Source organism: Streptomyces sp. CG4 (assembly GCF_041080655.1).
Classification (GTDB): Bacteria; Actinomycetota; Actinomycetes; order Streptomycetales; family Streptomycetaceae; genus Streptomyces.
This window is the reverse complement of sequence record NZ_CP163525.1, coordinates 4,893,999-4,912,296: the sequence shown is the minus strand read 5'-3', so window position 1 is coordinate 4,912,296 and position 18,298 is coordinate 4,893,999. Positions and strand designations below refer to the sequence as shown.

The 18,298-nt window shown below is 70.6% G+C and carries 14 protein-coding genes and 1 tRNA gene; 12 read left to right on the top strand and 3 right to left on the bottom strand.

Features of this window, described 5'->3' with window-relative positions:
- Positions 1-271 precede the first annotated feature (271 nt).
- The 8 genes from dnaN to AB5L52_RS22130 all read left to right on the top strand — a co-directional run bounded on the left by dnaN (position 272) and on the right by AB5L52_RS22130 (position 10,387).
- The gene (gene dnaN, locus AB5L52_RS22165) at positions 272-1,402 is read left to right on the top strand and encodes a DNA polymerase III subunit beta (protein WP_351016949.1); all 1,131 of its coding nucleotides are present in this window, start codon (positions 272-274) and stop codon (positions 1,400-1,402) included.
- 220 nt (positions 1,403-1,622) lie between these two features.
- The gene (gnd, locus tag AB5L52_RS22160) at positions 1,623-2,498 is read left to right on the top strand and encodes a phosphogluconate dehydrogenase (NAD(+)-dependent, decarboxylating) (protein ID WP_369365757.1); all 876 of its coding nucleotides are present in this window, start codon (positions 1,623-1,625) and stop codon (positions 2,496-2,498) included.
- 106 nt (positions 2,499-2,604) lie between these two features.
- Positions 2,605-3,726 (top strand): DNA replication/repair protein RecF, encoded by a 1,122-nt coding sequence (gene recF, locus AB5L52_RS22155; RefSeq protein ID WP_351766101.1) that lies wholly within the window; start codon positions 2,605-2,607, stop codon positions 3,724-3,726.
- On the top strand, positions 3,723-4,301 hold the full coding sequence (locus AB5L52_RS22150; protein ID WP_369365755.1) for a DUF721 domain-containing protein: 579 nt from the start codon (positions 3,723-3,725) through the stop codon (positions 4,299-4,301). Before recF ends, AB5L52_RS22150 begins: the two co-directional genes overlap by 4 nt.
- A 386-nt stretch (positions 4,302-4,687) precedes the next feature.
- Positions 4,688-6,796, top strand: a complete 2,109-nt coding sequence (gene gyrB, locus AB5L52_RS22145; protein WP_351016959.1) for a DNA topoisomerase (ATP-hydrolyzing) subunit B — start codon at positions 4,688-4,690, stop codon at positions 6,794-6,796.
- A gap of 42 nt (positions 6,797-6,838) precedes the next feature.
- Positions 6,839-9,436, top strand: a complete 2,598-nt coding sequence (gene gyrA, locus AB5L52_RS22140; RefSeq protein WP_351016962.1) for a DNA gyrase subunit A — start codon at positions 6,839-6,841, stop codon at positions 9,434-9,436.
- Positions 9,437-9,454: 18 nt separating this feature from the next.
- The gene (locus tag AB5L52_RS22135; protein WP_351016965.1) at positions 9,455-10,189 is read left to right on the top strand and encodes a DUF3566 domain-containing protein; all 735 of its coding nucleotides are present in this window, start codon (positions 9,455-9,457) and stop codon (positions 10,187-10,189) included.
- A gap of 121 nt (positions 10,190-10,310) precedes the next feature.
- Positions 10,311-10,387: transfer RNA gene (locus AB5L52_RS22130), tRNA-Ile, on the top strand.
- Between the two features lie 508 nt (positions 10,388-10,895).
- Here the strand turns inward: AB5L52_RS22130 and AB5L52_RS22125 are convergent.
- Positions 10,896-15,017, bottom strand: a complete 4,122-nt coding sequence (locus tag AB5L52_RS22125) for a hypothetical protein (protein ID WP_369365753.1) — start codon at positions 15,015-15,017, stop codon at positions 10,896-10,898.
- A 516-nt stretch (positions 15,018-15,533) separates the two neighbouring features.
- On the opposite strand from AB5L52_RS22125, the gene AB5L52_RS22120 reads away from it, so the two are divergent.
- Positions 15,534-16,016, top strand: coding sequence for a hypothetical protein (locus AB5L52_RS22120; protein WP_369365751.1), 483 nt, complete (start codon positions 15,534-15,536; stop codon positions 16,014-16,016).
- A gap of 96 nt (positions 16,017-16,112) precedes the next feature.
- Entirely contained in the window at positions 16,113-16,301 is a 189-nt protein-coding gene (locus tag AB5L52_RS22115) for a ferredoxin (protein WP_351016974.1), read from the top strand.
- Between the two features lie 31 nt (positions 16,302-16,332).
- Here the strand turns inward: AB5L52_RS22115 and AB5L52_RS22110 are convergent, their stop codons facing one another.
- Both AB5L52_RS22110 and AB5L52_RS22105 read right to left on the bottom strand, forming a co-directional pair.
- Entirely contained in the window at positions 16,333-17,121 is a 789-nt protein-coding gene (locus tag AB5L52_RS22110) for a glycosyltransferase family 2 protein (protein WP_369365749.1), read from the bottom strand.
- A gap of 246 nt (positions 17,122-17,367) precedes the next feature.
- On the bottom strand, positions 17,368-17,718 hold the full coding sequence (locus AB5L52_RS22105) for a DUF6344 domain-containing protein (protein ID WP_351016980.1): 351 nt from the start codon (positions 17,716-17,718) through the stop codon (positions 17,368-17,370).
- A gap of 52 nt (positions 17,719-17,770) precedes the next feature.
- On the opposite strand from AB5L52_RS22105, the gene AB5L52_RS22100 reads away from it, so the two are divergent.
- Together AB5L52_RS22100 and AB5L52_RS22095 are read left to right on the top strand one after the other, a co-directional pair.
- Complete coding sequence (locus AB5L52_RS22100) at positions 17,771-17,899, top strand: hypothetical protein (RefSeq protein WP_351016983.1); 129 nt, start codon at positions 17,771-17,773, stop codon at positions 17,897-17,899.
- Positions 17,900-18,067: 168 nt separating this feature from the next.
- Entirely contained in the window at positions 18,068-18,196 is a 129-nt protein-coding gene (locus AB5L52_RS22095; protein ID WP_003999697.1) for a DLW-39 family protein, read from the top strand.
- The last annotated feature ends 102 nt before the right edge of the window (positions 18,197-18,298 follow it).

Sequence of the window (18,298 nt, the reverse complement as noted above, 5' to 3'; positions counted from 1 at the left end):
ATTCGGGCTCTGAGCTGGGAAAACGTGGTTATCCACGGTATCCACAGCCCCTACTACTACTCCCGACTAGAGAGAGCTCGGCATTCGTTTCGAAGCGGGGGCTGTGCACAACTCGCTGTTTCGAGCCCGGCTGCCCCTCGGTGCGACTTGACCCCGACGGGCACCTACTGTCAGTGCTGTGCGTCAGACTGGTCCCCGGTGTCCTTCCCTTCGCGATGGGCCGTGACACCGAGTCGGAGGACTCAGTAGCAACAGCAGGAGGCGGCTTACGGTGAAGATCCGGGTGGAACGCGACGTACTCGCGGAGGCAGTGGCGTGGGCGGCACGCAGCCTCCCGGCCCGTCCGCCGGCGCCTGTCCTCGCCGGCCTTCTCCTCAAGGCCGAGGACGGCCAGCTGAGCCTGTCGAGCTTCGACTACGAGGTCTCCGCGCGCGTCTCGGTGGAGGCCGAGGTCGAGGAGGAGGGCACCGTCCTCGTCTCCGGCCGTCTGCTCGCCGACATCTCCCGCGCTCTCCCCAACCGGCCGGTGGAGATTTCCACAGACGGTGTACGGGCGACCGTGGTCTGTGGGTCCTCCCGCTTCACCCTCCACACACTGCCTGTGGAGGAGTACCCGGCGCTGCCGCAGATGCCGAGCGCCACGGGCACCGTCCCCGGCGAGGTCTTCGCGGCCGCCGTCTCCCAGGTGGCCATCGCCGCCGGCCGTGACGACACGCTGCCGGTCCTCACCGGTGTGCGCATCGAGATCGAGGGGGACACGGTCACCCTGGCCTCCACCGACCGCTACCGCTTCGCGGTCCGTGAGTTCCTGTGGAAGCCGGAGAACCCGGAGGCCTCCGCGGTCGCCCTGGTCCCGGCCAAGACGCTGCTGGACACCGCCAAGTCGCTCGGTGCCGGTGACAGCGTGACGCTGGCGCTGTCCGGGTCGGGTGCCGGTGAGGGTCTGATCGGTTTCGAGGGCGCGGGGCGTCGTACGACCACGCGGCTGCTCGAAGGTGACCTGCCGAAGTACCGGACGCTGTTCCCGACCGAGTTCAACTCCGTCGCCGTGATCGAGACCGCGCCCTTCGTGGAGGCCGTCAAGCGCGTGGCACTGGTGGCCGAGCGGAACACGCCGGTGCGGCTGAGCTTCGAGCAGGGTGTGCTGATCCTCGAGGCCGGGTCCAGTGACGATGCACAGGCTGTGGAAAGGGTCGACGCCCAGCTGGAGGGCGACGACATCTCCATCGCCTTCAACCCGACGTTCCTGCTGGACGGCCTGAGCGCGATCGACTCTCCGGTGGCCCAGCTGTCGTTCACGACGTCCACGAAGCCGGCGCTGCTCAGTGGGAAGCCCGCGGTGGATGCCGAGGCCGACGACGCGTACAAGTACCTGATCATGCCGGTGCGGCTCAGCGGCTGACCGTTGTCCACAGCTGTTGACAGTGCCGGGTGCCTGGTGTGGGTGCCCGGCACTGTGGCTGGGCGGGTGTGAGGTCGTCTTGGCGGCGCGTCGAAGCCGCAGGTCAGGGGCCTAACGAATGAGCGCGTATGCCCACAGCTGTGCGTGAACGGGCGGGTTTAGGCTCGGCTCGGCACTTCGGTGCCTGTCACGCCACACAGCGACCTAAGGAACACAACTGATGGAGCTCGGTCTCGTCGGCCTCGGCAAGATGGGCGGCAACATGCGCGAGCGGATCCGCCGCGCCGGCCACACCGTCCTCGGATACGACCGCAACGCGGACCTCGCGGATGTCCACAGCCTGGACGAGCTTGTGGGCAAGCTCAGCGGTCCGCGCGTGGTCTGGGTCATGGTCCCGGCCGGCGAGCCCACCCAGTCGACCATCGACCAGCTCGCCGAGCTGCTGGAGCCCGGCGACGTGGTCGTGGACGGCGGCAACTCCCGCTGGACGGACGACGAGAGGCACGCCGAGGAGCTCGCTGCCAAGGGCATAGGTTTCGTGGACTGCGGTGTGTCCGGTGGCGTCTGGGGCCTGGAGAACGGCTACGCGCTGATGTACGGCGGCGATGCCGAGAACGTCGCCAAGGTGCAGCCGATCTTCGACGCGCTGAAGCCGGAGGGCGATTTCGGCTCGGTGCACGCCGGCAAGGTCGGCGCGGGCCATTTCGCGAAGATGGTCCACAACGGCATCGAGTACGCGATGATGCAGGCCTACGCCGAGGGCTGGGAGCTGCTGGAGAAGGTCGACTCCGTCACGGACGTCCGTGAGGTGTTCCGGTCCTGGCAGGAGGGCACCGTCATCCGGTCCTGGCTGCTCGACCTCGCGGTGAACGCGCTCGACGAGGACGAGCACCTGGACGGGCTGCGCGGTTATGCACAGGACTCCGGTGAGGGACGCTGGACTGTGGAGGCCGCGATCGACAACGCGGTGCCGCTGCCGGCGATCACCGCATCGCTGTTCGCGCGGTTCGCCTCCCGTCAGGAGGACTCGCCGCAGATGAAGATGATCGCCGCGCTGCGCAACCAGTTCGGCGGTCACGCCGTCGAGAAGAAGTAATCCACAGATCCACAGATCTACCGATCCACAGGGCCGCCCCGCGAGCCCCGTGAATCCACAGAATCCACAGCCCATCAGCACTCTGGGGAAGGCCGGCGAAACGACCATGCACGTCACGCATCTTTCGCTGGCCGACTTCCGCTCGTACGCCCGGGCCGAGGTTCCGCTCGACCCGGGCGTCACCGCCTTCGTCGGGCCCAACGGGCAGGGCAAGACCAACCTGGTGGAGGCGGTCGGCTATCTCGCCACCCTCGGCAGCCACCGGGTCGCCTCCGACGCCCCTCTCGTCCGTATGGGCGCCGAGCGAGCCGTCATACGTGCGCAGGTCCGGCAGGGCGAGCGGCAGCAGCTGGTCGAGCTGGAGCTGAACCCGGGCAAGGCCAACCGCGCCCGCATCAACCGGTCTTCGCAGGTCAGGCCCCGTGACATCCTCGGCATCGTGCGCACGGTCCTGTTCGCGCCCGAGGATCTCGCCCTGGTGAAGGGGGATCCCGGGGAGCGGCGGCGGCTCCTCGACGAGCTGATCACCGCCCGGTCGCCGCGCATGGCGGGGGTGCGCTCCGACTACGAGCGGGTGCTCAAGCAGCGGAACACGCTGCTGAAGACCGCCGCCCTGGCGCGTCGGCACGGCGGGCGGGCCATGGATCTGTCCACGCTCGACGTGTGGGACCAGCATCTCGCGCGCGCGGGCGCCGAGTTGCTCGCCCAGCGGCTGGACCTGATCGCCGCGCTGCAGCCGCTGGCCGACAAGGCGTACGAGCAGCTGGCCCCCGGCGGCGGGCCGCTGGCGCTGGACTACAAGCCGTCTGCGCCCGGTGACGCGCACACGCGCGAGGATCTCTACGTCCAGCTGATGGCGGCGCTCGCCGAGGCGCGCAAGCAGGAGATCGAGCGCGGTGTCACGCTCGTAGGTCCCCACCGGGACGATTTGATTCTCAAACTCGGTCAGCTGCCCGCCAAGGGCTACGCCTCGCACGGCGAGTCCTGGTCCTACGCGCTCGCGCTGCGGCTGGCCTCCTATGACCTGCTGCGGGCCGAGGGCAACGAGCCGGTGCTGGTCCTGGACGACGTCTTCGCCGAGCTGGACGCGCGCCGGCGTGAGCGGCTGGCCGAGCTGGTGGCGCCCGGCGAGCAGGTGCTGGTCACCGCCGCTGTGGACGACGACGTACCGGACGTACTGGCCGGCGCGCGGTATGCGGTGGCCGACGGGACGGTGGAGCGCGTATGAGCACCGGCAGCTCCGGCAGCACGGGCGAGCCCGCCGCCAAGGATGCGAAGAAGGCGCCCGAATCCTCCGGTCCCGAACCCTCCGGTGTCGATCTCGCGCGTGTGGCGTTGCGCGCGGCGCGGGAGCAGGCACGCGCGCGTGGGGATGCGGCACGGCAGAAGAAGCAGGCCCGGCGCGGCGGCGGGCTGCGCTCCGGTGCGCGCGCCGACGGCCGCGATCCGATGGCGCTCGGTGCCGCGATCAACCGGCTGCTGACCGAGCGCGGCTGGGAGACGCCCGCGGCGGTGGGCGGGGTCATGGGCCGCTGGCCGCAGATCGTCGGCGAGGACCTGGCCAAGCACTGTGTGCCGCAGCGGTACGACGAGGACGAGCGGGTGCTGACCGTGCAGTGCGACTCGACGGCCTGGGCGACCCAGCTGCGCCACCTCGCGCCCGCGCTGGTCGCCCGGCTCAACGAGGACCTGGGGCACGGCACCGTACGCATGATCAAGGTGCTCAATCCGGGCGGACCGGCCCGCCGCTACGGCCCGCTGCGCGCTCCGGGGAGCTCCGGCCCAGGCGACACCTGCGCGTGACGTACGTCACGTCGCAGGCTCGGCCGGGGACGCTGCCGTACCCCTGGTCGTCCCCCTGCGCACCCGCGCCGATCGTCGCCCGACACGGGTGTGGACGCCCATCTGACCCCCCAGTAGCCAAGGGTTGACGCCTCGAAGCGCTGAGTGCCGCTGTGAGCCCCTTGGAGCCCCCATCCGTATATCGGGACCCGGTCGAGGTCGGTTCAGGGCGGCACATGCGGACTCAGGTACCGGCAAACCCCCATCGATGTCAGACCTACCGGTAGACTGGAAGACAATCCCGCCCCATTGTGGGGACCGCCCGGGAAATGCTGAGCAACGCTGATCAAGGCTTACCACCGCAACATGCCGCAGCCGCTCCGGCAACCCGCCGACGAGCCCGGCTCGTGCTGTGCCAGAAAGGGCGCTTCGTGGCCGATTCCGGCAACCCCAACGAGAACATCCCGTCCACCGACGCCGGCGTGAGCGGCGAGGCCGCCGAGGCCGCGGTCCACGTCGAGGCCACCGACTCCGGCGCGGCCTCTGCCTCCTACGACGCCAGCGCCATCACCGTGCTCGAAGGGCTGGACGCGGTCCGCAAGCGGCCCGGCATGTACATCGGTTCCACGGGCGAGCGCGGTCTGCACCACCTGGTGTACGAGGTCGTCGACAACTCGGTCGACGAGGCGCTGGCCGGGTACGCGGACACGATCGACGTCACGATCCTCGCCGACGGCGGCGTCCGGGTCGTCGACAACGGCCGTGGCATCCCGGTCGGCATCGTGCCGTCCGAGGGCAAGCCGGCCGTCGAGGTCGTGCTGACCGTGCTGCACGCGGGCGGCAAGTTCGGCGGCGGCGGTTACGCGGTCTCCGGCGGTCTGCACGGCGTCGGCGTCTCCGTCGTGAACGCCCTGTCGACCAAGGTGTCCGTCGAGATCAGGACGGACGGCCACCGCTGGACGCAGGACTACAAGCTCGGCGTCCCGACGGCCCCCCTCGCCCAGCACGAGGCCACGGACGAGACCGGCACCTCGGTCACCTTCTGGGCCGACCCGGACATCTTCGAGACTACCGAGTACTCCTTCGAGACGCTGTCGCGGCGCTTCCAGGAGATGGCGTTCCTCAACAAGGGCCTGACGCTCCGGCTCACCGACGAGCGCGAGTCGGCGAAGGCGACCAGCGGTGCGGACGAGGCGGGTGCGGACGAGAAGGCCGAGGTCAAGTCGGTCACGTACCACTACGAGGGCGGCATCGTCGACTTCGTGAAGTACCTCAACTCCCGCAAGGGGGAGGCCGTTCACCAGACGGTGATCGACCTGGAGGCCGAGGACAAGGACAAGAGCCTGTCCCTCGAGGTCGCGATGCAGTGGAACAGCGGCTACAGCGAGGGCGTGTACTCCTTCGCGAACATCATCCACACCCACGAGGGCGGCACGCACGAAGAGGGTTTCCGGGCCGCGCTGACGTCGCTGATCAACAAGTACGCGCGCGACAAGAAGCTGCTGCGCGAGAAGGACGACAACCTCACCGGTGACGACATCCGTGAGGGTCTGACCGCGATCATCTCCGTCAAGCTGAGCGAGCCGCAGTTCGAGGGCCAGACGAAGACCAAGCTGGGCAACACGGAGGCCAAGACCTTCGTGCAGAAGGCGGTCTACGAGCACCTCAACGACTGGCTGGACCGCAACCCGGTCGAGGCCGCGGACATCGTCCGCAAGGGCATCCAGGCGGCCACCGCGCGCGTGGCGGCCCGCAAGGCGCGGGACCTGACCCGTCGCAAGGGCCTGCTGGAGTCGGCGTCCCTGCCGGGCAAGCTCTCCGACTGCCAGTCGAACGACCCCACCAAGTGCGAGATCTTCATCGTCGAGGGTGACTCCGCCGGCGGCTCGGCCAAGTCCGGCCGCAACCCGCAGTACCAGGCGATCCTCCCGATCCGCGGCAAGATCCTGAACGTGGAGAAGGCCAGGATCGACAAGATCCTGCAGAACCAGGAGATCCAGGCGCTGATCTCGGCCTTCGGCACGGGTGTGCACGAGGACTTCGACATCGAGAAGCTCCGCTACCACAAGATCATCCTGATGGCGGACGCCGACGTCGACGGCCAGCACATCAACACCCTGCTGCTGACCTTCCTGTTCCGCTTCATGCGGCCGCTGGTCGAGGCCGGGCACGTGTTCCTCTCCCGCCCCCCGCTGTACAAGATCAAGTGGGGTCGCGACGAGGTCGACTACGCGTACTCCGACCGCGAGCGCGACGCCCTGCTGGAGATGGGCCGCCAGCGCGGCAAGCGCGTCAGGGAGGACTCGATCCAGCGCTTCAAGGGTCTCGGCGAGATGAACGCCGAGGAGCTGCGCGTGACCACGATGGACCAGGAGCACCGGGTCCTCGGCCAGGTCACCCTGGACGACGCCGCCCAGGCCGACGACCTGTTCTCGGTCCTGATGGGCGAGGACGTCGAGGCGCGCCGCCAGTTCATCCAGCGCAACGCCAAGGACGTCCGCTTCCTCGACATCTGAGTCGGTCTCAGCTGACCGCACCAGGAAGGATCTTCACCAGCAATGGCCGACGAGAACACTCCGGAAACCCCCGAGACCGAGGGCGGCGAGGTCGTCATGCGTGTCGAGCCCGTCGGGCTCGAGACGGAGATGCAGCGCTCGTACCTGGACTACGCGATGTCCGTCATCGTGTCCCGTGCGCTGCCCGACGTCCGGGACGGCCTCAAGCCCGTCCACCGCCGCGTGCTCTACGCGATGTACGACGGCGGCTACCGCCCCGACCGCGGCTTCTACAAGTGCGCGCGCGTGGTCGGTGACGTCATGGGCAACTACCACCCCCACGGCGACAGTTCGATCTACGACGCCCTGGTGCGCCTCGCCCAGTCGTGGTCGATGCGGATGCCGCTGGTGGACTCCAACGGCAACTTCGGCTCTCCGGGCAACGACCCGGCGGCCGCCATGCGGTACACCGAGTGCAAGATGGCGCCCCTGTCGATGGAGATGGTCCGCGACATCGACGAGGAGACCGTCGACTTCACGGACAACTACGACGGCCGCTCCCAGGAGCCGACCGTCCTGCCCTCCCGCTTCCCGAACCTGCTGATCAACGGCTCGGCCGGTATCGCGGTCGGCATGGCGACCAACATCCCGCCGCACAACCTGCGCGAGGTCGCCGCCGGCGCCCAGTGGTACCTGGAGAACCCGGAGGCGAGTCACGAGGAGCTGCTCGATGCGCTGATCGAGCGCATCAAGGGCCCGGACTTCCCGACCGGCGCGCTGGTGGTGGGCCGCAAGGGCATCGAGGAGGCGTACCGCACCGGGCGCGGCTCCATCACGATGCGCGCGGTGGTCGAGGTCGAGGAGATCCAGGGCCGCCAGTGCCTGGTCGTGACCGAGCTGCCGTACCAGGTGAACCCGGACAACCTGGCGCAGAAGATCGCCGACCTGGTGAAGGACGGCAAGGTCGGCGGCATCGCCGACGTCCGTGACGAGACGTCGTCGCGCACCGGCCAGCGGCTGGTGATCGTCCTGAAGCGGGACGCGGTCGCCAAGGTCGTGCTGAACAACCTGTACAAGCACACCGACCTGCAGACCAACTTCGGCGCCAACATGCTGGCGCTGGTCGACGGCGTCCCGCGCACGCTGTCCCTGGACGCGTTCATCCGGCACTGGGTGACGCACCAGATCGAGGTCATCGTCCGCCGTACGCGCTTCCGGCTGCGCAAGGCCGAGGAGCGGGCGCACATCCTGCGCGGTCTGCTCAAGGCTCTGGACGCCATCGACGAGGTCATCGCGCTGATCCGGCGCAGCGACACCGTCGAGATCGCGCGCAGCGGCCTGATGGGCCTCCTGGAGATCGACGAGATCCAGGCCAACGCGATCCTGGAGATGCAGCTGCGGCGCCTGGCGGCCCTGGAGCGGCAGAAGATCGTCCAGGAGCACGACGAACTCCAGGCGAAGATCAACGAGTACAACGAGATCCTCGCCTCCCCGGTCCGCCAGCGCGGGATCGTCAGCGAGGAACTGGCCGCGATCGTCGAGAAGTACGGCGACGACCGCAAGACGATGCTGGTGCCCTACGACGGCGACATGTCCATCGAGGACCTGATCGCCGAGGAGGACATCGTCGTCACCGTCTCGCGCGGCGGCTACGTCAAGCGGACCAAGACGGACGACTACCGCGCACAGAAGCGCGGCGGCAAGGGCGTGCGCGGCACGAAGCTGAAGGAAGACGACATCGTCGACCACTTCTTCGTCTCCACGACCCACCACTGGCTGCTGTTCTTCACCAACAAGGGCCGGGTGTACCGGGCGAAGGCGTACGAACTGCCCGAGGCCGGCCGGGACGCGCGCGGCCAGCACGTGGCGAACCTGCTCGCCTTCCAGCCGGACGAGGCGATCGCCGAGATCCTCGCGATCCGTGACTACGAGGCGGCGCCGTATCTGGTCCTGGCCACCAAGTCCGGCTTGGTCAAGAAGACGCCTCTGAAGGATTACGATTCGCCTCGCTCCGGCGGTGTGATCGCGATCAACCTGCGCGAGCGCGAGGACGGCAGCGACGACGAACTGATCGGCGCCGAACTCGTCTCGGCCGACGACGATCTCGTTCTGATCAGCAAGAAGGCGCAGTCGATCAGGTTCACGGCCTCGGACGACACGCTGCGCCCGATGGGCCGTGCCACGTCCGGTGTGAAGGGCATGAGTTTCCGCGAGGGCGATGAACTTCTGTCGATGAATGTGGTGCGACCCGGTACGTTCGTGTTCACTGCCACCGACGGTGGGTACGCGAAGCGGACGGCCGTCGACGAGTACCGCGTCCAGGGCCGCGGCGGCCTCGGTATCAAGGCCGCCAAGATCGTGGAGGACCGTGGTTCGCTCGTCGGCGCGCTGATCGTCGAGGAGAGCGACGAGATCCTCGCGATCACTCTCTCCGGCGGTGTGATTCGTACGCGAGTCAACGAGGTCAGGGAGACGGGCCGTGACACCATGGGCGTCCAACTGATCAACCTGGGCAAGCGCGATGCCGTGGTCGGTATCGCACGTAACGCCGAGGCGGGGCGCGAGGCGGAGGAAGTCGACGGCGACGTGGTCGTGGACGAGACCGCCGAGGGGGCCGCGACCGCCGGCACGGACGAGGGTGAGTCGCCCTCGGCCGAGTAGCACGAGGAGTGAGTCATCGTGAGCGGAGCCACGGGCGCCGGATCGGCCGGTACCTCCAGGGGTACGGATACGGACGGCGGCGGCCGTGGCTCCGCCGCGCATGCGGCGGGTGCGGGGAGCGTTGCCGACCCGCACACGACCAATCTCAAGCCGGTGAAGGTGTCCGAGAACGGCTCCTCCGGCGCACCTGGATCCCAGGGGGGAACCGTGACGGACACCCGAGGCCCGGCCGCGGCCGGCGAGGCACAGTCGTCGTCCCCGCTCCCCGGGGAGCGGCTCCCGGAGCAGCCCGCCGCGCCGTACCACCCGCCGCAGGCCTATCAGGCGCAGCCGCCGGCCGGTGCCGTACGGCGCCCGCGCACCGGTGCCCGGACGGCGCCGCGCACCCGTAAGGCACGGCTGCGGGTGGCCAAGGCGGACCCGTGGTCGGTGATGAAGGTCAGCTTCCTGCTCTCCATCGCGCTCGGCATCTGCACGATCGTCGCCTCGGCGGTGCTGTGGATGGTCCTGGACGCGATGGGCGTGTTCTCGACGGTGGGCGGCACGATCTCGGAGGCGACCGGCTCGAACGAGGCGAACGGCTTCGATCTGCAGGCGTTCCTCTCGCTCCCCCACGTTCTGACGTTCACGACGATCATCGCGGTCATCGACGTGGTCCTGGCCACCGCCCTCGCGACCCTCGGTGCGTTCATCTACAACCTCTCCGCGGGCTTCGTGGGCGGCATCGAGCTGACCCTGGCCGAGGACGAGTGACGCCCCCCGTACACCCCGCAGCTCTCTGACCTGATGGTCCCCCGACAACCGATTTTGGGACTGACGTGGTCGTGCGCTAATCTTCAGGAGTCAGCGCGCGGGACACACCGCACAGCGCGGCGGGGCTATAGCTCAGTTGGTTAGAGCGCATCCCTGATAAGGATGAGGCCACAGGTTCAAATCCTGTTAGCCCCACCAGCACGAAGGCCCCCGGTCCGGATGGATCGGGGGCCTTTGGCGTTCACGGCTGACCGCAGCCGCCGTGCGTCCGGAGGGCATACCCCGGAGAAGGGCATACCCCGGCGGGCTGAACGGGGAGGCGAGCGACAGGGGAGGTCGCCCAACCGCACCGTGCGCAGATTGGCGAGATTTGATCCATCGATGGCGGGGGATCGCCGCGCCGGCGCCCGGCGGTTGGTGGCGCCGGTCTGCCGCCGGGGGCGGTTCGCCGTCGTACGGCCGCGACGGGGCGCGGGGTGGGGAACGGGCACAGGAACGTCGCAGGAAAGGCGCAGGAAAGGCGCAGGGCGGGCGCAGGAAAGGCGCAGGAAGGGCACAGGAGCGGCGCGGGGAGGGCGCGGGGGTGCCATGAAAAGGCCCGATCGCTGGCGACGGGGGATGCACCAGCGATCGGGCTATGGCCAAGGTTAACAAGACTGGGCGGCTTGTGGGGGCAAGTCGGCCGGGAATCGGTCAGGTTGGCCGATCATCGACCGCACGGAGGGTCGTAGGAGAGGCGGGGCAGGTATTCGTGCCACTTCTGCGGGGTCAGCACGCCCCGGGTGACCGAGCAGATGTGTGTGATCGCCGCGTCGGTGTCCAGGCTCAGCAGCCGGACCGTGTCGGCGCCGCTGGAGAGGCCGAGGACGCGGCTTCTGGGGCTGAAGGAAAGGAAGTTGCCCGTCTGGCCGTTGGAGCTCATGGACTGGCCGATGGGCCTCGCCGAGGCGGGGTCGGTGACGTCCCACAGCCGGACCGTGTTGTCGTCGCCGCCGCTGGCCAGAGTGCGACCGTCGGGGGTGAACGTCAGTGAGGTCACCGCCTCGCTGTGGCCGATGAGCGGCTTGCCGAGCGCGGCGGCCGAGGCGGGGTCGGTGACGTTCCACAGCCGGACCGTGTCGTCGTCGCTGCCGCTGGCCAGGGTGTGGCCGTCGGGCGTGAACACGAGCGCGTTGACCGGCCCGGAGTGCTCGGCGAGCGGGGTGCCGAGCAGGGTCGGGCGGGCCGGGTCGGTGACGTTCCACAGGCGGATGGTGCTGTCCGCGCTGCCGGTGGCCAGGGTGTGGCCGTCCGGGCTGAAGGCGAGGGCGTTGATGTACCCCCGGTGGCCGCTGACCGGCTTGCCGAGCGGTACGGCGTGCGCGGGGTCGGTGACGTTCCACAGCTGGAACCGGTGGCCGTCGTAGGCGGTGACGAGGGTGCGGCCGTCCGGGCTGTACGCCAGCGCGTTGGGCCCCATGAAGCGGTTCTGCAGGGCGAGGGGTGCTCCGGCGGGGACCGGATGGCCGGGGTCGGTGATGTTCCACAGGTACACCAACCGGTTGGGGGTGAGGACCACGAGGGTGCGGCCGTCGGGCGAGAACAGCACGCGCCGGCCGTCCTTGCCCTGCATGAACGGGTCGCCCAGCGGCACCGGCCGGCCGGGCCGGGCCACGTTCCACAGCCGGACCCGGCCGTCCCGGGCCGCCGTGGCCATCACCTTTCCGTCCGGCCGGAACACCGCGCTGCGGCCGATCACATCGGTGGTCGGTACCGACCACAGGCGCACCTTGCCGTCGCCGCTGCCGGTGGCCAGGGTCCGCCCGTCGGGGCTGAACCCGAGGGCGTACATCTCGCCGCTGCTGCCCGCGAACGGCTCGCCGACCTGCGAGGGGGACGTCGGATCGGCCACGTTCCACAGGCTCGCCGTGCTGTCCGCGCTCGCCGCGGCCAGTCTGCGGCCGTCCGGGCTGAAGGCCACCGACCAGATCGGTCCGGTGTGGCCGGTCAGCGGTGAGCCCAGCGCGGCGGGGTGCGCGGGGTCGGACACGTCCCACAGCCGGATCGTGTCGTCCGCGCTGCCGCTGGCCAGGGTGCGGCCGTCGGGGCTGAACGCCACCGAGTGCACGAGGTCCGTGTGGCCCTTCAGCGCCGTGGGGTACGGCTCCGGCCGGCGCGGGTCCGCCGTGTTCCACAGCAGGATCGTGCGGTCGTCGCCGCCCGCCGCGAGGGTGTGGCCGTCGGGGCTGAACGCGAGGCTGCGCACCGCGGCGCTGTGACCGGTCAGCGGGGAGCCCAGCGCGGACGCGTGGGCGGGGTCGGCCACGTTCCACAGCCGTACCGTGTGGTCCTCGCTCGCCGAGGCCAGCGTGTGGCCGTCGGGGCTGAAGGTGATCAGGTAGATCGTGCCCTTGTGGCCGGTGAGCGGTTGGCCGAGTGGCCGCGGGTGCGCGGGGTCGGTCACGTTCCACAGCCGGACGGTTCCGTCGTCGCCGGCGCTCGCGAGGGTGTGCCCGTCCGGGCTGAAGACCGCGCTGCTCACCCAGCCGGTGTGCCCGGTCAGCGGCTTGCCGAGGGGCTGCGGGCGGCCCGGGTCGGCCACGTTCCACAGCCGGACGGTCCGGTCGTAGCTGGCCGTGGCCAGGGTCTTGCCGTCGGGGCTGAAGGTGGTGAGGTAGACGGCGCCGGTGTGGCCGGACAGGGGGGTGGCCAGCGGGGCGTTCACGATCGAGATCAGGCGGCTGTACGTGCCCTGGTCGTCGGGGCGCAGCCGATGGGCGACCAGGTCGAGCTGCGCGGCCAGGGACGGATCCGTGTGCTGGACCCGGTCGGCCTCGGCGAGCACCTGCTCGAAGACGGCGTCGTCCCGCTGCTGCCAGGCGATCACCGCGGAGACGCCCGCGACCAGCGCCAGCGCCACCAGGGCGGCCACCGCGGCCCGGCTGATCCACACCGTGCGCTTGCGCAGCCGTACCGAGGCGGCCAGGAACTCCACCGCGCTGCGGGTCAGGAAGGTGTCCCCGGCCGACCTGGCCCAGGTGCGGGCCTGCTCCAGCCGGGAGCCCCGGTACAGCAGCGAGCTGTCCCGGTCCGAGTCCTCCCAGGACCGGCCGTCCTCCTCCAGCCGCTGGCGCAGCAGCTGGTCGCCCCGGTCGTCGTCGATCCAGTGGCGCAGCCGGGGCCAGGCGTGCAGCAGCGCCTCGTGGGTGATCTCCACGGTGTCCGCGTCCAGCGTCACCAGCCGGGCCCGGACCAGGGCCTCCAGGGACTCCTCCGTCTTGCCGGGGTCCGCGGACTCCGCCGCGAGCTGGCGCCGGGTGCCCCGGCGGCGGGTGGCCTGGGTGTCCTCGCCGAGGCGGACGAGGCGCAGCAGGAGCAGCCGGGCGGCCGTACGGGCCGCCGGGTCGAGCCCCGACCAGGCGCGCTCGGCGGTCGCCGCGACGGCGCCCTGGATGCCGCCGGCCGCGCGGTAGCCGGCCAGGGTCAGCCGGCCGGCCTTGCGGCGCTGCCAGGTGGCGAGCAGGGCGTGCGAGAGCAGCGGGAGCACGCCCGCGTCGTGCGCCCCGCGCGGGCCGTCGGCGCTCACCTCGCGGACGATCAGCTCGGCCAGCCCCGATTCCAGCTCCAGACCCACCGCCTTGGCCGGTCCGGTCACCGCGTCGCGCAGCTCGGCGCTGGTCAGCGGGCCGAGCACCATGTGCCGGTGCTGGAGGGCGTCGGCCAGTTCCGGGTAGCCGAGGCACTGCTCGTAGAAGTCGGCGCGGATGCCGAGGACGACGAGGACCGGGGCGGGCTCGTGCGAGCCGGCGGCCGGGGTGCAGGCGGCGTGCAGCAGCTGGATGAACGTACGCCGCTCGGCCTCGTCCGCGCAGAGGGTGAACGCCTCCTCGAACTGGTCCACGACCACGACCGGCCGGGTCTCGGCAGCCGTCTCACGGCGGGCCCACTCCGCCACGGCCGCGCGCGCGGCTCGGGCCACCCGGGGCGAGTCGGAACCGGGAATCCCCGGGCTCTCCATCGCCTCCCGCTCGGCCCGGTGCGCATCGGCGGCGACCTCGCCGAGATCGGGGACATGGCGGACCAGCTCACCCAGGGGGTCGGCACCGGGGAAGAGGTGCAGGACGCAGTCGGCCGCGTTCTTGCCGTTGCCGGAGTTGCCGGAGTTGGCGGTGCTGCCGGTGACGGGGACGGTGGCGTCGGGCGCCGCGCCGGATCCGTCGCGCAGGGCGCCGCCGCGTAGGGCGCCGCCGCGCAGGGCCGGCACCAGGCCGGCGTTCAGCAGCGAGGACTTGCCCGCTCCCGAGGCGCCCACCAGCATCACCAGACCGCCGGTCCGCTCCGCGGCCCGCAGCTGTGCGACGAGCGCGCTCGTGCTGCGCTCCCGGCCGAAGAACCACCGGGCGTCCTCCTGCCGGTACGGGGCCAGCCCCCGGTAGGGGCACACGCCGCCGGTGACGGGCAGATCCTGGACGGGCGGCCGCCGGTCCTCCTCGGCTGGCTGTGCGGGCCGGTCGCCGACCGGGTCGGCCAGCGCGCGCTCCCACAGCCGCTGCCAGTGCGCGAGGTCGTACAGCCCCGAGGACACCGGCGCGGGCCGCAGCCTGCGTGCCTCCGGGATCAGGATGTGCAGCACCGCTGCCAGGGCGGTGAACTGGGCCGGCACGTTCTTGGCCCGGCGCCAGTCGCTGATCCGCTGCGCGGACACCCGCACGGGCCGCCCGCGCTCGTCCACCCGCTGCAGCCGTACGACCGCCTCGGCGACGCTCTTCAGGGGAGGGTTTCCAGCCTCCTTGTAGAGGAGCGCAAGGCGCTCGGCGAAAGCTGTGCGCGTCCCTGAGTCGGAACCCAAGGCCCCACCCCTTTACTTTCCCCCCGCATCTGGACGTCCGGACCGGAAAACCCACCTTATACGGCTGACCTGCGGATTAGCACGGGACCGGAGGGCGTGGTCTCCTCGCGGGCGGGCAACAGATGGCAGGATCCGGACGCGGTAGCGGACCGGTCACCCACCGTCCGACACCGTCCGACAGCGTCCGAACAGGCCACGGCCCTGTGCCCGGAAAGACAGAGCCATGGCGCCGAGGGATCTCGGCCAACTTCCACCCACGACAGACGAGCGGACACCGCCCTCCGGCGGCTCTCTGCCTCGGCCCGTGCCGAGCCGACATGGCACGGGCCGACACCCCGCACCGTTCGGCACCGGTCCCCACGAGGGGAGGGACCGGTGCCGGGCGGGTGGGGGTTCGTGCGATCAGATCAGCCGACCGCACCGCACCTCTGGTCATCTGACGCACCGTCAGATACGGTGCCCTCCGCCGGCTGTTCCCGCAGGGGCGAGCGTCCCGTTCCCGAAGGGGTGAGTGCCATGCAGAAACGTCCCCCGTGCCCGCCACCGCCCGGTGCGCCGCGCTGGGTCGCGATGTTCCACCGGCCCGGCCAGGACTCCTGGACGGTGGGCGCCGAGTCCCCGGACCGGGCTCCCGTGCTGTACGCCGTAGGGGACATGACCCAGACCGTGCGGGCGCGCGGCGAGGAGGTGGCGGTCGCGCTGTGGGGGCCCGAGGCCGGCGCCTGGCACCTCTTCGACACCCCGGCCGCCAGGGACACCGCTCCTGCCCCCGCCGCCTCGGCAGCCACGCCCGCGTCCGGCGCCGGCACTCCGGCCAAGCTCGCCGAGCGCATGACCGGCCGCCGGCACCAGGTGCTCCTGGCCGGCCTGGGCAAGGCGGGCCTGTACGACCTGAGCGCCGAGGACGGCGAGGCGGTACGGGCGATGGCCGAGCTGCTCGACGAACCCACGGTCCGCCGGGTGGCCCACTGGCTCGTGGTCGCGGGTGGGGAGCGGTAGCGCGTACGGGGAGCGGTAGCGCGTAAAGGCCCGATTCGGCGCGCGGTTCGCCGGGCAGGGACGTCCTGGAAGCCACCGTCCAGGGCTGGAGGGCGTATGAAGATCTCCGTCGACCGCTCCGTGTGCTACGGCTCTGCCGAGTGCGCGCACCGGGCGCCGGACGTGTTCGCGTTCGAGGACGGATACGGCGTCGTACGGCCCGGCCGGGAGGAGTCCGCCGACGACCCGCGGGTCCTGGAGGCGGCCGAGAGGTGCCCCTCACAGGCGATCCTGCTCAGGTCGTAACTCAAAGTGCCCGGATGGTAACTCGGGGCGCTCAAGCGGTGGTTCGGGGAGTGGGTGCGGCGGCCGGGTAGGCCCACGCGAGGCCGGCCAGGGCGCGGGCCCGGGCTTCGGCGACCGCCGTACGGGCCGCGTGTTCGACGGGGTCGGCGTGCGACGCCTGGCCCGTGGCCTGGCCCGCCCACTTGCGGTACAGCAGGCCGACCTCCGCCGAGAACCAGCCGCGGCTCACCGCGTCCAGCGCCAGCAGCAGGCCCGTGTCCTCGGAAGCCGGCAGGGCCATCCAGCCTCCGAGGGCGATGAGCAGCTCCCGCCGGACGCACAGGGTCGCCGGATGGACCGGTGCGCGAAAGTCGTTCCGCTTCCAGTGATCGAGCACGGAACCGCGGTCCAGCGGGCCGTCGTCCGGATCGCCGGGGAAGCCCGCCGTGGAGCCGTCGGGCAGCAGGTCGAGGGCCCGGGACGTCGTCCAGCCGATGCCGCGGTCCGCCTCCAGCACGGCCAGATCGCGGGCCAGTGCGCCCGGCGTGAGCCGGTCGTCGGCGTCCAGGACCTTCACATACGTGCCCCCGGCGCGCGCCAGCGCGATCGTGCGGGCGACTCCGGGCCCGCCCGGCCGGCCCTGGCCGAAGCTCACGCGCGCGTCCTCCGGCACGTACGGGCGGACCTCGTCCGTCGTGCCGTCCTGCTGGATCACCCATTCCCACTCCCAGCCACCGGGCAGCCGCTGCTCGCACAGGGACGCATGGGCCTGCGGCAGGAACCGCGCGGACGGGCCGTGCACAGCGGTGACGACGGTGACGCGCGGGGACCGCGGGGACATGGCAGTGCTCGCCGCCTTTCCGGGAGGGAGCGTCGAGGGTGTGTCCGTGTCCGCCATGGTGTCCGCCATGTCCCCTGTTGACAACAGTGGTTGACGAAGGCCGGTGACAACGGCGGATGGCAACAGCGCAAGACCCCCGGCCGAACCCGGCCGGGGGTCTGTCCGTATCGACTGTGAGGTGTACGCAAGTCGCCCTGATGTCGAGACGTTGCGGTATTGCGAGGAGGAGTGGGGGGAGGCGGAAGGTCAGCAGTCGAGGCTGGCCGCCGGGGTTTGTTCAGGAACTGCCGTGCTCTCCACGCTGTCGTCGAGGGGGCGGTGCCGGCAGCTGGGGGACTTTCCGTGGGCCTCGGCCCGGATGCGTTGCTTCATCGTGGGGGGCAGGGCTCTGGAAGAGGACCAGGCCCAGTGGCGTGGTGCCGGGATCGTCGGGACGGTCCGCTGCGTGGTGGCGGTACCGGTGCGGGGGCTCTCGGGCTGGGGCGCCGCCGTCGCGGTCGTGGCGGTCGCGGTGGTGATGAGTCCGAGCGCCGTGCACAGCGCGAGGAAGGCGGTGACGATGGTGGTCCACAGGTTCATGACCTTGTTCTGGGTCATGGCCCCTCACTTTCGGGTTGGGCGATTTGCGTACTTTCCTCATGATGTGTATGTGGATCGCGAAGTGGTGGACCTCGGCCCGTGGCGCGTCGATGTTCAGATCAACACCACCCGGATGGCGGTAAGAGGGCTGGAAAACTCCCAAAAGCTGGTGAGGGTGAGCGAAGAGGGAGCAAAGTAACGGTCCGTGGAGGTGTGATCACCCTCCGATCGGAACGGCCCTGGACCTGGCCTATTGCGCTGGCGGAGGCGGGAGTTGGGGCCCGGCGCAGATCACCGATCGATATCGGTCGGTGTGTATAGTCGGGCGCCAGAGGTCCCCTACGTCAAGGAAAGACGAGGTCGCGCGGTGAAGAAGCTGCTCCTGGTCGCACTGGCCGCCATCGGCGGGCTCCTCGTGTACCGCCAGATCCAGGCGGATCGCGCCGAGCAGGATCTGTGGACGGAGGCGACTGACTCCGTGCCCACGGGTTCGTGAGTGCCGATACCAGAATCTGAACAGACCCCGACCGCCCGCGCGGTCGGGGTTTTGTGTTGCCCGTCCAGGCATCGCCTCCTGTTGCGGGGGCCCGGCGGGTGC